Annotated in this window: 14 protein-coding genes; 5 read left to right on the top strand and 9 right to left on the bottom strand. The window is 64.1% G+C overall.

Annotated elements, in window-relative coordinates:
* Positions 1-63 precede the first annotated feature (63 nt).
* Entirely contained in the window at positions 64-429 is a 366-nt protein-coding gene (locus AC56LN_RS13145; protein ID WP_499572301.1) for a hypothetical protein, read from the top strand.
* An 85-nt stretch (positions 430-514) separates the two neighbouring features.
* Positions 515-2,086: a TerC family protein gene (locus AC56LN_RS13140; RefSeq protein ID WP_499572299.1), complete on the top strand. Its 1,572-nt coding sequence runs from the start codon at positions 515-517 to the stop codon at positions 2,084-2,086.
* 3 nt (positions 2,087-2,089) lie between these two features.
* Here the strand turns inward: AC56LN_RS13140 and AC56LN_RS13135 are convergent, their stop codons facing one another.
* The 4 genes from AC56LN_RS13135 to AC56LN_RS13120 form a co-directional block, all read right to left on the bottom strand.
* Complete coding sequence (locus tag AC56LN_RS13135) at positions 2,090-2,677, bottom strand: TadE/TadG family type IV pilus assembly protein (protein ID WP_499572297.1); 588 nt, start codon at positions 2,675-2,677, stop codon at positions 2,090-2,092.
* 14 nt (positions 2,678-2,691) lie between these two features.
* Positions 2,692-4,152, bottom strand: a complete 1,461-nt coding sequence (locus AC56LN_RS13130; RefSeq protein WP_499572296.1) for a pilus assembly protein TadG-related protein — start codon at positions 4,150-4,152, stop codon at positions 2,692-2,694.
* On the bottom strand, positions 4,139-4,615 hold the full coding sequence (locus AC56LN_RS13125; RefSeq protein WP_499572294.1) for a TadE/TadG family type IV pilus assembly protein: 477 nt from the start codon (positions 4,613-4,615) through the stop codon (positions 4,139-4,141). Before AC56LN_RS13125 ends, AC56LN_RS13130 begins: the two co-directional genes overlap by 14 nt.
* 101 nt (positions 4,616-4,716) lie before the next feature.
* Entirely contained in the window at positions 4,717-5,718 is a 1,002-nt protein-coding gene (locus AC56LN_RS13120; protein ID WP_499572292.1) for an Lnb N-terminal periplasmic domain-containing protein, read from the bottom strand.
* Positions 5,719-5,832: 114 nt separating this feature from the next.
* On the opposite strand from AC56LN_RS13120, the gene AC56LN_RS13115 reads away from it, so the two are divergent.
* Positions 5,833-7,179, top strand: a complete 1,347-nt coding sequence (locus AC56LN_RS13115; RefSeq protein WP_499572290.1) for an MBL fold metallo-hydrolase — start codon at positions 5,833-5,835, stop codon at positions 7,177-7,179.
* A 6-nt stretch (positions 7,180-7,185) separates the two neighbouring features.
* On the opposite strand, the gene AC56LN_RS13110 is transcribed toward AC56LN_RS13115, so the two are convergent.
* From AC56LN_RS13110 to AC56LN_RS13090, 5 genes are all read right to left on the bottom strand, one after another.
* Positions 7,186-7,917, bottom strand: a complete 732-nt coding sequence (locus tag AC56LN_RS13110; RefSeq protein WP_499572288.1) for a hypothetical protein — start codon at positions 7,915-7,917, stop codon at positions 7,186-7,188.
* 61 nt (positions 7,918-7,978) lie between these two features.
* Positions 7,979-8,665 carry a trimeric intracellular cation channel family protein gene (locus AC56LN_RS13105; protein WP_499572286.1) on the bottom strand — a complete coding sequence of 229 codons (687 nt, stop codon included), beginning with the start codon at positions 8,663-8,665 and terminating at the stop codon, positions 7,979-7,981.
* 88 nt (positions 8,666-8,753) lie between these two features.
* On the bottom strand, positions 8,754-10,103 hold the full coding sequence (locus AC56LN_RS13100; RefSeq protein WP_499572284.1) for a VWA domain-containing protein: 1,350 nt from the start codon (positions 10,101-10,103) through the stop codon (positions 8,754-8,756).
* A 1-nt stretch (position 10,104) separates the two neighbouring features.
* Positions 10,105-10,737 carry a TadE/TadG family type IV pilus assembly protein gene (locus AC56LN_RS13095; protein WP_499572282.1) on the bottom strand — a complete coding sequence of 211 codons (633 nt, stop codon included), beginning with the start codon at positions 10,735-10,737 and terminating at the stop codon, positions 10,105-10,107.
* Complete coding sequence (locus tag AC56LN_RS13090; RefSeq protein ID WP_499572280.1) at positions 10,737-11,201, bottom strand: TadE/TadG family type IV pilus assembly protein; 465 nt, start codon at positions 11,199-11,201, stop codon at positions 10,737-10,739. Before AC56LN_RS13090 ends, AC56LN_RS13095 begins: the two co-directional genes overlap by 1 nt.
* Positions 11,202-11,325: 124 nt before the next feature.
* On the opposite strand from AC56LN_RS13090, the gene AC56LN_RS13085 reads away from it, so the two are divergent.
* Together AC56LN_RS13085 and AC56LN_RS13080 are read left to right on the top strand one after the other, a co-directional pair.
* Positions 11,326-13,035, top strand: coding sequence for a sensor histidine kinase (locus AC56LN_RS13085; protein ID WP_499572278.1), 1,710 nt, complete (start codon positions 11,326-11,328; stop codon positions 13,033-13,035).
* 30 nt (positions 13,036-13,065) lie between these two features.
* A complete protein-coding gene (locus tag AC56LN_RS13080) occupies positions 13,066-13,719 on the top strand; it encodes a response regulator (RefSeq protein ID WP_499572276.1) in 654 nt (217 codons plus the stop codon).
* The last annotated feature ends 451 nt before the right edge of the window (positions 13,720-14,170 follow it).

The following is a 14,170-nucleotide window of genomic DNA, read 5'->3' as shown; positions in this document are numbered from 1 at the left end:
GCGCACGGATGGCGTGCGCGGGGCCATGCTAGAATGGCCGTGTCATCGACTTTCCCGCCGTATATGAGACGAGTATTCGTCATCTGCCTGATCCTGCTGCTCCCCCTGAACATGTTTGCCCTGGCCATGGCCGCATCCGCGATGTTGCCGCCCGAGCCAGCCCAGCGCGTCATTGCATCCGAACCGCTCGTCCAGTTGACCACTGCACCGGTGTTCGCCGACGCCTACCTGCCCGATAACTACGACTGCCAGGCCAGCTGCGACATCGATCCCGATGAACCGCCGGCGGGCGCCGACGTGCACGACACGATCAACGAAGAGATTTCGCTGCGCCTGGCTGATGTGCGCGGCGGCGTGCCCGCACCCCCATCCCTGTCGCATCCCAGCCAGTCCTGGCATCCCCTGCTCAAGCCTCCCCGCATCGTGTGACGCCTGCCCGTGCCGCTTTGGCGGCACGCTCTCGCTGCGTCTCGCGCAGCTGCACCTTCACACTGATTCAAACAAGAGGTAACACATGGAATGGCTCTTCGACCCCACCATCTGGGCGGGTCTGCTCACGCTCGTTGTCCTGGAAATCGTCCTGGGCATCGACAACCTGATTTTCATCGCCATCCTGGCGGATAAATTGCCGCCGCACCAGCGCGACAAGGCGCGCCTGATTGGTCTCTCCCTGGCCATGCTGATGCGCCTTGGCCTGCTTACCATCGTGTCGTGGCTCGTCACGCTGACGACACCGCTGTTCGCCCTCGGGTCGATGGCGTTTTCCGGCCGCGACCTGATCCTGCTGCTCGGCGGCGTGTTCCTGCTGTTCAAGGCCACCGTCGAACTGCACGAACGCATGGAAGGCGTCACGCATGTGCAGACCAGGTCGCGGGTGTATGCGGGCTTCGGCGCCGTGGTCGCCCAGATCGTCGTGCTCGACGCCGTGTTCTCGCTCGATGCGGTCATCACCGCCGTCGGCATGGTCGACAATCTGTACGTGATGATGGCTGCGGTGATCATCTCGATCGGCGTCATGATCCTGGCGTCCAAGCCGCTGACGCGCTTCGTCAATGCGCATCCGACCGTCGTCGTGCTGTGCCTGAGCTTCCTGTTGATGATCGGCCTGTCGCTGGTTGCCGAAGGCCTGGGCTTTCATATCCCGAAAGGCTATCTGTATGCTGCCATCGGTTTTTCGATCCTGATCGAGGCGCTGAACCAGTTCGCACGCCGTAATTTCCTGAAACAGGAAGCGCGCGTTCCGCTGCGCGACCGCACCGCCGATTCGGTGCTGCGCCTGATGGGTGGGAAGAAGCGGATGCATCCCGATGCAGATGTGGAACCGCAGGATGAACCGGTGGCCGAGCCCGAAGCGTTCGGCGTCGAAGAACGCAATATGGTCAGCAGCGTGCTGGCGCTGGCCGACCGGTCGATCCGTTCGATCATGACCCCGCGCTCGGAGCTCACGTGGGTCAACCTGGACGACGATCCCGACACCATCCTGCGCCAGTTGCAGGCGTCGCCGCACAGCGGCATGCCGGTGGCGCGCGGGCAGCTGGACCAGCTGGTGGGCATTGCGCGCACCAAGGATTTGGTCAGTGCGCTGATGCTGCACGGGCGCATCGATGCCTCGCCCGAGGCTGGCGTCGTGCGCGCGCCGATCCTGCTGCCCGATACGGCCGGTGTGCTGGGCGCGATGGACACGCTCAAGCGCGCGCACGGTCAGCTGGTGCTGGTGACCGATGAATTCGGGATCGTCCAGGGCCTGCTCACGCCGGTGGACATCCTGGAGGCGATCGCCGGCGAATTCCCGGATGAGGATGAGCAACTGGCCATCCGGCCGCAGGGCCCGGACCTGTGGGAAGCCGATGGCGCGGCCGACCTGCATCAGCTGGAGCAGGTGCTCGAGACCGATGCGCTGGTGGGGGACGAGGACTACACGTCGCTGGCCGGCTTCCTGCTGGCGCGCTTCGCGTCGATGCCGGAGCCGGGGCAGGCCATTGAGCTCGATGGCTGGCGCTACGAGGTCGTCGCAGTCGAGGATCGCCGCATCGCGAAGGTCGCCATATCGCGGGTGGTGCAGGCCACGTCGTCCGACGTCCTGTAGGTACTACCCGCCGCCGCCCACCGGCATTGGCACGCCGGGCGGCATGCCCAGGGTTTCGGCCCGGGCGATGGTGGTGGCGGTGGGCAAGCTGAATGAAAACGGCAGGAATGACGCCAGTGGCCGGTACGGCACCGGTGTACAGACATCGCTGGCGCCCCCGGGCAGGCAGATCCGCACCCTGACCAGCTGGATGCAGTTGGCCGCGTTGGGATTGGAGGTGCAGTTGATCCGGTTTTGCTGGGGACTCGCGGGCATCGATGTCCCGATCGGGGCCGGATTGGCTGTCGCCGGGATCTGCAGGTAATCGATCTTGACGTGCTCGTCCGAGATGGGATCGGCAAAGAGCAGGGCGCCGCGCGTCGTGCGAAACACCGCATGGGTGCGCACGTTCAGCATCGCGGTTGCATCGTTGAAATCACTGTTGACGGCCAGCGCCGTCGCCCGTCGCGTGACCTCCTGCAGGATATTGCAGATATAGAGTGCCCGGATGATGTCGAGAATGCCGAAGAAGAGCATGAAAAAAATCACGGCAACGACGGCGAATTCGACAGCGGCGACGCCACGTTGCCGCTCTGGCGTTTGGCGGATCATGGCATGTCCATCCATCAGGGGTACAAAACGATGCGGGTGCCCAGGGACTGCTCGGTCGCCAGGCCTGCAAACTCGCCGTACAGAGACGTCTTCGTGGCAGGGACGGTCATGAAGAACTTACCGATGCCACGCACGGTGGCATTGCTGCCAGCGACCGGACAGGCGAGCAAGGGCAGGTGCAGGACGCGGCGGTGGGCCAGACCCTTGTTGCTCGCCGCTGGTCCTTTGTAAAATTGGGTACCGGACCTGTAGGAGTAGGGCGTGGGCGTGTCCGCACTGTCGGGATAGGGTGTGGACGTTGATGTAGTCGGCTTGCCCGGCGTGTACAGGGTGCTCCATTCGCTGACGTCATAGGTTGCATAACCAGTTGCCGGTTCCGGCGAACCCGTACTGGCATACGATGCATAAAGGACCGCCTTTGCGTACGACCAGAGCGGACCGAATTGCACGGCCAGGGTACCGGCGGGTGCCGCATCGGGGCCGGCAACCGTCCACCGGCGCTCGGACGTCGCCAGCAGCGCGGCCGACTGCTGCGCGGGCGTCGCGCCCATCCACGGGGTGCCGCTGTTGTGGGTGAATTCCTTGATATTGATGTCGGCGGGCGCCGTGCGGGCGTCGCACGCGGTAGCACCCGTCCCGTAGGTGCCGAAGCGCGAATTGAGGTGCTGCCAGAGCTGGTCGAGCGGGAACGTTGCCGACACCTTGACCGTGCCACCGGACAGCCGTGACATGGCCATCGTGCCAGTGCAGACGAACGGCGCCAGCGTTGCTGCATCAGTGACGGGCGTGGACTGCGCAACCGGATTGACGATGAAGGTCTGGCCAGCATCGGCGCCGGGCAGGTTCAGGTCCAGCAGGTTGTAGCCCACGCCGCGGCGAAAGCCGAATTCTTCAAGCTCGCCAGCGTGGTTGCGGTGGGCTTCGTCACGCATGGCGCAGATGCCCAGCGGGGTGACCTTGATGGCAGAGCGGCCGGCGATGGCGCGGGCACTGGTGAAGGCGTCCAGGATGTCTGTGAACGTCGGGAGAAACAGGGTGGCGACGGTACCGTATCCGGTGTCCAGCTGCGCGGTATCGACTTGCAGGTACAGTAGATTTTCAGGATGTTTCACGGCCTCGCCGAACGCGAGCCACGGGCCGGACGGGCTGGCAGCAAATTCGATGGCCGTATCCGACCAGTTCATTGACGCCTTGCCGTAGTTGTAAGTGAATCTGCCATCCCCCTGCAGGAAGCGCTGCGAGGCGGCTTCCAGTGCGCCGTTAATGCCGGCCGCGGTCCCGTCAAGCCGGTGCGCAGCCGACAGTGCAGCGCTGTCGGCGACATTCTGGAGTTCCATCTTGCGGTGCGTGAGCATGGACAGATCGAGGGTCAGGGCGAGAAAGCCCAGGATGATCATCAGGGCGGCAACGAACATCACGCTGATCGAGCCTGTCTGCGTTACGCGCCTCGGGCACGCGTGTTCACTGATCGACATAGCGCATCGTGACTTCGCTGCTTATCGTCATACCGGCAGAACCCAGGTAGTCCATCGTCAGGTCGCCGAGAACATGATCGTGCAACCCGATTTGAACGCCGGTGCGGACCTTGGCAGGCGCCAGGAGACCGCAACCGTCGCCGTCGCATTGAATCGTGATGACGATGCTATCAGTAAATTGTACGATTTCGCCCAGTTCCTGTTGGGCGATCCAGCGCGCGATCGCGGGAACGCGGGCTTCGTTGAAGCCACCGCCGCCAGTGCGAAGTTCGGCCTGCGTCGCGGTCGCGATATAGCGTGTCGCATCGTGCGCTGCTTTCTGCCCGACGCTGTAACACCATGCGGCGCGCGCGATATACAGCGGCCCGGCGAGCAGGACCAGGAACAGGGGAAGGATCAGTGCCATCTCGACGGCGACGCTGCCTTTCGCCGACCCGTTCAATCGCTTGTAGCGCGCAGCCATGGTTGTCTCCCCCGTAGCGTTCGACCATGGTCGATACTAGTGGAAGCCTCCGCCGCTGATTTGACTTGCGGCAACTATTGAGAGCACCGGTGCGATGGTTTTCAGCGAATGCCGGGCACGCCTACGCGGATCGCGCGCGAAAAATCGCTGCCCTCGACATCGGCCTGGCGCGCCCGCGCGTTGATGTGGCCGCGCTGCTGCAGCACGGCGTACGGCACGCCCGGCGTGAGTGCGTTCTGGTCGTACGCGTATTCGGCGAAGTGGCCCGATGCCAGCAAACGGTAGTCGAGCGGCAGATCCGGTGCGATGCGGTGTGCCAGCTCGTACAGGATCGTCGTGCAGTTGCTGGTGAGCGTGTTGTAGAACTCGGGCTGGCGGCGCAATGCTTCGGCGCGTTCCAGGTAGGCCAGCAGCACGGCGCGCAGCTGCCCCGGCGTGGCGCGCAGGCGGTACAGGTAGACCTGCTCGCCGCGCGCATTGCTGCGCGTGCGGATCAGGTCACGCTCGTCCGAGGCGATGATCACCTGTTCGAACTGGCGAAAGAAGCCGCCGATTGCGCTGAAGGTCTCGGTGCGCTCCTTGCGGATCTCGAGCGAAAACACCAGCTGTTTGCCGTCCTTGAAGCCGAACGTCACCAGTGTGTGGGCGATGTGCGGCCCCATCCAGTACGACAGGATCAGGTCGGCCGACACGATGCCAGCCAGGTCGTAGTCGCGTGTTTCCCAGCGCGGCGTGTAATCCGTTTCGGTGCGCCAGTCGAAATTGCGCACGTTCTGCAGCACGAGGCGATCGCCGTCGACACGCGAGACCAGCATGCGCGACACGTCGTCGGCCCACACGCGCTCGTGCGATGGCGCGAGCGACAACCACCATCCCAGCAGCACGGCCAGCGCCACGGCGCCGGTGACCAGCGCTTTCGTGCCCGGCCACTTGCCCTGGCCGTGCGCCATGGCGATGGTGGCGGCCAGGCCGGCGAGTGACCACAGTCCAATCGCGGCGTAGCCGCCGGGCCGCGATAGCTGGAACCACAGCGCCAGCGCGCCCCATGCGGTGACCAGCAACGCGCACACGGCAAGGATGGCGCGGGGAACGGGGCGGCTCATGATCATCTGCTACTTTCGGAAATGCTGGGGTGGTGCAGTGTAGCCGTTCGGTTTGGCGGCAACAAGCGCCGTCCTGGAGCGCGCCCTGTAGAATGCCGCCTCCAGGAGGGACCAATGACGACGCCAGGCTTGACCATTTCGCGCATCCTGCATGCGGGTTACGTATTCGATTGCGAGGGTGCGACGATCGCATTCGATACCATCTTCGAGAATCCGTTCAGCCGCAACTGCCATGCGTTTCCCGACGTGCGCTTCGATCTCGCGGCGATCCGCCGCCAGCGTTTCGACGCCGTCTTCATCTCGCATTTCCATGATGACCACTGCTCGCTCGACAGCCTCGATCTGCTGGATCGCGCGACGCCCCTGTACATCTACTGCATCTTCGACGCACTGTTCGACATGGTGCGCCAGCTGGGCTTCACGCACGTGCACCTGCTCCGCCTGAACGCGCCGGTGACCGTCGGCCCGTTCACCGTCACCCCGCGGGAGGCGATGGATGTCGATGTCGATTCGATGTTCCAGGTGCAGGCGGCCGGACAGAACGTGCTCAATGTGGTCGACTCGTGGATCGACGACGACACGCTGGCGCAGCTGATCGAACTGGGACCGTGGGACATGGTGCTGTGGCCGTTCCAGACGATGCGCGAAATCGAGGTGCTCACGCCATCGCGCACCGTGCCCGCGCCGCCCGAGCTGCCGGCCGAATGGATCGCGCAGTTGCAGGCGCTGCAGCCGCGCTACGTGGTGCCCAGTTCATGCCAGTTCGTGCAGGAGCCGTGGTCATGGTACAACCGCGCGTTCTTCCCGATCACCTATGCGCAGTTCACGCGGGAGGTCGGCGCGGCGCTGCCGGCCGCATCGATCGTGCGGCTCGATCCCGGCAAGTCCGTGCGGCTGGACGGCGCGGCGCTGCAGGCGGCGGCGCCGCTGGCGTGGCTCGAACCCGTGGGGCCGCAGGATGTCGATTACGTTTATGAAGGCAATGCGGCGCCGCCTTCGACGGCGTCGATTGCCCGGCGTTTTGCGGCCCTGGGCGAAGCGCAGATGGCGCGCGTGGTGGATTACTGCCGCGCGGGTCTGCCTGCCAAGTATGCCGATGTAGAGGCGGCGTCCAGCTACTTCGATGGTCCGCGTTACTGGCGACTGTCGGTGTATGACCATCTGGGCCAGGTGCAGGTGTTCGATTACCTGCTCAAGGGTGACGTGGCCACGCTGATGGATCAAGCGGGCCCGCTTGGCTGGACGACGGAAATCCCGGCCGCCAGGCTGTATGGTGCGCTGGAACAGGGCGAGTCGCTGACCACGATGTACATGCGCATCAACGATGCCCGTTTTGACGCCGATGCCGAGCGCGATCTGCTGGATGTCGATGTCGTCGATGATCCGCTGATCCGCTGCCTGTTCAGCGATACCTTTGGCGCGTACCAGGCGGCGCAGCTGCGCCGCCTTCTCGCGCGCTGACCCGTTCTATTTGCCCAGCAGGCGCAGCGACTGTTCCCAGTCGTCTTCCCAGTCCAGCAGGAAGTCGTGGGTCTTGAAGGCGCGCCGCAGCGGGCCCAGTGGCACGCGGTGGAGGTCATGCAGGCCGAGCGCCAGCGTCACCGGGTTCCACACCGCGTTGCGTTTCGACTTGCGCACGCTGGCCTTCACGCGCGCGCCATCGTCACCAAAGATGCCGATGGCGTTGTCGAGCGCCGCGCCCAGGTCGATGCGCGCATTGGCGGCAAACGCTTCGATTACCTGCGCCTTGTTGATGCCGAAGGCCGATTCGGTTGGCGCCTTCGGCTCCGGCGGTGGCGCGGCTGCGGCAGCAATGGCCGCCTGCGCCTCGCGTTCCAGCCTGACCACCAGCTGCGTCAGGTCTTTTTTCTGGAACCGCAGCGCATCGAGCGGCCGCTTGAAGCCCGGCGCCGGCAGGTGCGCGACGATCTTGTAGGCGTCCTTGGTCATCGTCATCAACACGTCGTCACTGCCGGCAATCAGGCGCGCGATGTCGTCCTGGAAGAAGATCGGCGCCGCGTAACCACCATTCGCGTCGCCAAACAGCTCGGCGTGGTCCGGGTCGTAATCGAGCCAGACATACGGTGTGACCGCGTGTTCCAGCAGACGTGCCAGGGTCCAGGGCGATGCGGTCTGTTGCTCGAGCCAGGTGCAGGCTTCGAGCAGGGTGGCACGGTAGGGCAGGTCGGTGGCGCTCATGTCGATTCAGTGGGGGGCGTGGCTGGCCCCCATTGTAGTGCATGCATATGCCGGACCGCAGTCAGCGGCCGTCGCGGTTGTGGTCATTGGCGTCCGGCGGCTCGATCCCGCGCGCGGTCGGCAGGTGCCAGCCATAGCGGATCGCGGCCAGGCGCAAGCCAAAGCACAGGGCTGCGCCGACGCAGGCAGTCGGCGTCGTGGGCAGTTGCAGGGCATCGCCGATCACCACCACCGACGCACCGGCCAGCGCCGCGACCGCGTAGATATCCGAACGGAACACGGCCGGCACGTTCGACAGCAGCACATCGCGCGCGACGCCGCCGCCGATACCGGTCAGCATGCCCAGCAGCGCAGCCATCACCGGTTCGAGGCCGAACACGAGTGCCTTTTGCGCACCCGCGACACAAAACAGCGCCAGGCCCGCACCGTCGAACAGCAGCACCGGATTGCGCGCGCGGTGGATGAACGGGTGCCAGAAGAAGATCGTCACGCCCGCCAGCAGCGACACGCCCAGGTAGCGCCAGTCCGAAAACGCAGCTGGTGGCGTGGCGCCGATCAGGAGGTCGCGCACGATGCCGCCCGAGGTGGCAGCCACGAACGACAGCACCAGCACGCCGAACAGATCGAGATGACGCCGCACGCCGGCGGTGGCGCCGGACAGTGCAAACACAAAGGTGCCCACCAGGTCGAGCGTGAGCACCAGCGTTTTCATGGCGGCCCCCATGTCGAGGGCAAGAACGGCAAACACGTGAATCCACCTTGCAAATGCTGGTGCGCTCGGCACCGAAGAGGGCGATTCTAGCGCATGGCTGCGTTACTCCCGGATCAACCTGCTTTTATTTGGTGATGCGCAAGATTGCCGAGGCGAGGCGTGAGAAGCAGGGCGTCAGGTCGGCATCCGTTGCCGCGTAACAGTACATGCCGACCGGCTGGTCTGGCTTCTGGCAACGTGGCAACGCGTCGACCGTGTTGGCCATGCACTTCATGATCATTTCGCCATTGGTGCTCGTATCAGATGAAAATGCTTCTTTCAGTCCCGGACCAAAGCCGAGGGTAAAAACGTAGACGCCTTCGCTTCGTGTTTTGGCAGCGATACTTTCGGCAAGATTGCGTGACGCCCGCAGAATATTGCCTTCAAAAAGCTGCGGAGTGCTAATGTCAGCCGTCACGACGCGAGGTGTTGTCGTCACGATCGGGAATTCGCGAACGGATTCGGGGCGCGCGTTGTACCAGTCCGGCAGCCTCCTTACGGCCGGCTGATCTTTGTTGTTGACCGTGCGCCACGTCTTGCAGCCTTCGCTAATAAAATCGAAATCGCTGCTCCCCAGATTGCCAAGCCCGCCTTCTCTCAAGATACGATCGACAGAACCTGCGCGGGTGCAGTCCGTAGGCGTATTGAAAGTCAGATAAGAGCCGAACGAGGTGGGCGCACCATCGGAGAAAAAGACGACGACGCGCATCGTTGAACGATTTGCCAACGGTACGGTGTTGAGCTGTTCACGAGCCTTGTACATGCCTTCGAATGAAGACGTGCCCCCATCGAAGTTGTATGCGTTAATCTTGCTGTTCATTGACGCACGATTGAAGCCACGTGCCAGCGGGTTGATGGGAATGTCTGTTTCGACACCCGAGGCGAAGTGGACCAATGCCACCCGGTCTTGCGTCACATTGAACTTGTTGAGGAAGCTTTTCGCCGATGCTCTCACAGTCGATGCTGATCCCAGCAGAGACCTGGACGTATCGATCACCAGCGCCATATCCAGATCATTCCGAATCGTCTGCGCTGCCGCGATGGGCGTCAGCGTCGTGAAATTCATGATCTGCATGATCGACACGGGCATCGGGGCTTCGGCGACGACATCGATGGTCGCCTGGCCGGCGTTGAAGGTTACATTGGTGCTGGTGATGCGTGGCGACGACAACAGGTAATTAGTCGGAATATTGGCAGCAAAAAAGTCGGCTGCCGCCGCCCGCGCGCTGGCGATCTGCTCCGTCTGGTTATTGCCGGTCGTGACCGCGCGCGCACCGGCCAGCGCCGCGGAATCCACCGCTGCATTCAGGCGCGCCTTGACCAGATACGCCAGCCCGGCATCGACGCACAGGCCCACCACGGCAAGCAGCACGAACATCGACACGGCCACCATGATGGCGATCGCACCGCTTTGACGGGACAGATTCGGATTCATCTCAGAACACACTCATGGAATACAGGTCGGGCCCGAACGTGGGCAGGGTGTTGTTGCCGGTGGTGAAACCGCTGACCAGCATGTCGAAGCGATAGAACGTCTCGACCACGAAGACGACTTCGCCAGGGTCGAGCTTGCCGGTCATGACCAACGTGGTCGGGCGCGAGGCGCTGTTGACGCTCGAGCATTTGCCGGTGGTGCTCCAGGCGCTGCAGCCATATACCTTGCTCTGTGGCGCGTAGCCGCTGCGGCGAAACCCTTGCACACGCTCGGCATCGTCCCAGCGGTACTGGTCCAGCACGACACTGCGCGAGACGCCATTGGTGACCTCGCCCATCACGCGGGTGATGTACATCATCCCCAGCTGGTTGACGTTCAGCGGCGGGGCGCTGGCCATCAGCGCATTGATCGTGTCCTGGCTGCTGTCGTCCAGATCGCTCCCGCTGCGCGAGAGGATGTTCGCGCCTTCGCGCGCAATATTGGTGATGATGATATTGGCTTGCAAGGCGCGCGCGCCATCGATGGCGCACAGCAGCAGCACCACCAGCATCGGCAGCAGCAGGGCAAGCTCGACCGCTGCGACGCCACGCTGGCGGCGCGCAGGATGGATGCGGGCAGATGGCGTGGGCAGCATCAGAAATACTCGTTTCGCATGGTGGCGCCGACGGCGAAATTGTTCTGGCCGCCGGTGAAGAATGCCGAGAGCAGTGGCGTCGTTACGGGCCATGCGCAGTCGAGCTGCAGCACCACCATGTCGCCCGCGCCGCCGAACATGGCGTTGCTGTAGCTGGTGCTCGCATAGCTCTTGCCATTGACCGACACGACGCAATTCGTGCGCTCGTACATGCCCAGCGAGTTGTCGCGGATTTTCGCAATCACCGTGGCGTAGCGCTGCTGGCTGCTGGTCCCGCCCTCGTTGGCGCGACCGGTGATGGCAAAACGCGCACCTTCACGCACCGCGTACTGCATGGTCAGCGTGGCGAAGAACATCATGCTCAGCTCGATAATCCCCACGAGGACCAGCATGAACACGGGCGCGATGATCGCCATCTCGACGAGTGTGGCGCCAGATTGACGCTGGGGTCTCTTAAACAACATATTCGGGCAACTGTGAGAGTGTGCGTTGGTTGTATGCGATAAACTGCAGGGATTCTACAGGGCAATAATCACGCCCTGTAACCGTTTTAGCGAGGAGTCCGCGCGTTTGTCGGCGCGCAACAACATGAGTTGGTACCCTGATATCCGTCGTTTGATGACTGCCGCCCGGCGCACGCCCGGCGTCGCCGCGCCATCGGCTGCTGCGCCCGAAGCAGAAGCCTGGATGGTGTTCGGGATGCGCGTGCTGCTGTCGGTGTCGGCGCTGCTGACCCTGTACATCGGTCCTGGTGGCGTGGTCGCCTCCAGCGCATGGACCTGGCCCGTGCTGGGTGGCTATGTGCTGCACAGCCTGACACTGCTCGTCATCGCGAGCTACCGGGCGGGTTTCTGGCACGGGCCGAATGTCTACTGGATCGACATCATCTGGTACGGGCTGATCGTCCTTGCCACCGGCGGCGGCACCAGTCCGTTCTTTTCGTTCTTCCTGTTCGCCATCCTGGCCACCTCGTTCCGCCACGGGTTCGATGCCGGCGCCAAGCTGACGCTGGGCGCAGTGGGCATCGTGACCCTGTCGGTGGTGCTGGTCCAGGGCTTCCAGTCGTTCCACATCCTGCTGCTGCGCGCGACTTTCCTGCTGGCGCTGGGCTACATGATCGCGTTCTGGGGCGGGCTGTCGGTCGACCAGCGCCGCCGGCTGGCACTGCTGCGCGACGTCAGCCGGCTGTCCAACCCGCGCTTCGGCGTCCAGCACACGCTCGATTCGCTGATGGACAAGATCCTGCGCTACTACGGCGCCAGCACCTGCACCCTGCTGATGCAGGACAGCCACCAGCGCTGGATCCTGAATACCGCCCATCACCCCAAGGCCGGCCGCCCGATCAGCCGCAGCCGGCCCGATGCCGAGGACGTGCAGCCGCTGCTGGCGCTGGCGCCGGGCGCGACGCTGTACCGTGGCCCCGGCGCCGGCTTGCGGCGCCTGCTGCCGGGCGGGGTGTGCGCGGTGCGCCTGGCCACCGGCGAAAAGGAGTGGTCCAGGACGGACATGGATGCCTGCGGCCACGTGGCCGACCTGCTCGATACCGATGGTTTCGTCAGCGCGTCGCTGCCGCTGCGCAAGGGCAGTGGCCGGATCTTCGTCACGGGCAGCCGCCTGCGCCGTGGTGATGCGACGTTCCTCAAGCACATCGTGCAGCAGGCGTTTCCCGTCATTGAAACCATCGATCTGCTCGACCGGCTGGCATCCGAAGCAGCCTTCCGCGAGCGCCAGACCATCGCGCGCGACCTGCACGACAGCACCATCCAGCCGTATATCGGCCTGCGCCATGCCGTGGCCGCGATCCGCAATGGCGCCGGTGAGGACAGCGCCGTGGCGCCCGAACTCGACCGCTTGCTGGCCATGTGCTCGGACGTGATCGGCGACATGCGCGACTTCGCCCAGCGTTTTCGCAGCGGGCGCCAGGAGGAGCCGGAACTGCTGGTGGCGCTGCGCCGCCAGTTGCGCCAGGTGCAGACCTTCTATGGCGTGGACGTGATGCTCGAGGTGCAGGGCGAGGGCGTGGCCAACGACCGCATGGCAGCCGAGGTGTTCCAGATCGTCACCGAAGGCATCAGCAATATCTGCAAGCACACGCGGGCACGCACGGCCGGCGTCGTGATCGAGGACGACGCCGGCCAGCTGGCGATCGATATCTTCAACCCGGTGTCCGATGGCGCCGTGGCGCCGAAACCGTTCGTGCCGCGCTCGATTGCCGAGCGGGTGGCGGCGGTGGGCGGCACGCTCGACGTCGAAGCCGACGCGCGCCAGACGCTGCTGCGCATCCGCATCCCGGTCTGACCGGCACCGACATAACGTATTGGAGACATCATGACCATCCGCATCCTGCTCGTGGATGACCACAAGACCATGCTGTGGGGCCTCGAACGCCTGATCCAGTCCGAGGGCGCGTCGTTCACGCTGGTGGGCAGCGCCAGCGATGGCGCCGAGGCCACGGCCCTGTGCGCCGCGCTGCGCCCGGACATCGTGCTGCTCGACCTCGACCTGAAAGGCAGCAGCTCCATCGACTTTTTACCGGCGCTGGTGGCCAATGGCAGCACGCGCGTCGTGATCCTGAGCGCGAACCGCGACCAGGGCACGCTGGCGGCCGCCGTCAAAGCGGGCGCGCGCGGCGTGGTCAGCAAGGAAGCGCCGACTGACGACGTGCTGCTGGCCGTGCGCAAGGTGCATGGCGGCGAGCTGTGGCTTGACCAGTCGCTGATGCAGGCGCTGCTGGGCCAGCTGGTCGCGCCGGCGCCCAAGGCCGATCCGGAGGCCGAACGCATCGGCACGCTGACGGCGCGCGAACGCGACGTCATCGGCATGATCGTGCAGGGCAAGGGCGCCCTGAACAAGGAACTGGCAGAACGCGCGTTCATCTCCGAGCGCACGCTGCGCAACCACCTCACCACCATCTACCAGAAGCTGGACGTGGCCAACCGCCTCGAGTTGTACGTCTACGCCATCAAGCACGGCCTCGCCTGAGGCATCGCCTTTTGCGCAGTCAGCGTTGTCTATTGATGACGCTGATTGCAATGCAGAACAATTGTCTGCAGAACTGACCCGCCCGCCATCCAGGGCCCAGCGCCAACCCAGGTCATTGACGTTGACTGCGCCTCGCCTTTCCTCTCCGTCGGAATGCGCCGTACGGCGACCCGGTACAAATGTACCGGGTTGCTGTGGCGCAACGTACCTCTCAAAAAGGTAGTTTTGACGGATGGCAACAAAGTTGCCGGTCCGTAAGATTCAACTCATGCGCTGCGTATCGTGACATGCGGTACGACGGCAAGCGAACAGGAGCGAACGGTGCACGACAGAGAAGACAACCCGGAACAGCAGTATGAAAGCAGCAGCAATCCGGCCATGTCGTATGTCGTTCTCTCGGTTCTGCTCGCAGTTGTCTGCTTCATCGCGGCAATGGCTGCATGGACGAGCG

This window comes from Telluria sp. ZT3P26, from assembly GCF_059686035.1.
The sequence above is the reverse complement of the archived record's forward strand: the minus strand, read 5'-3'. Positions and strand labels throughout refer to the sequence as shown.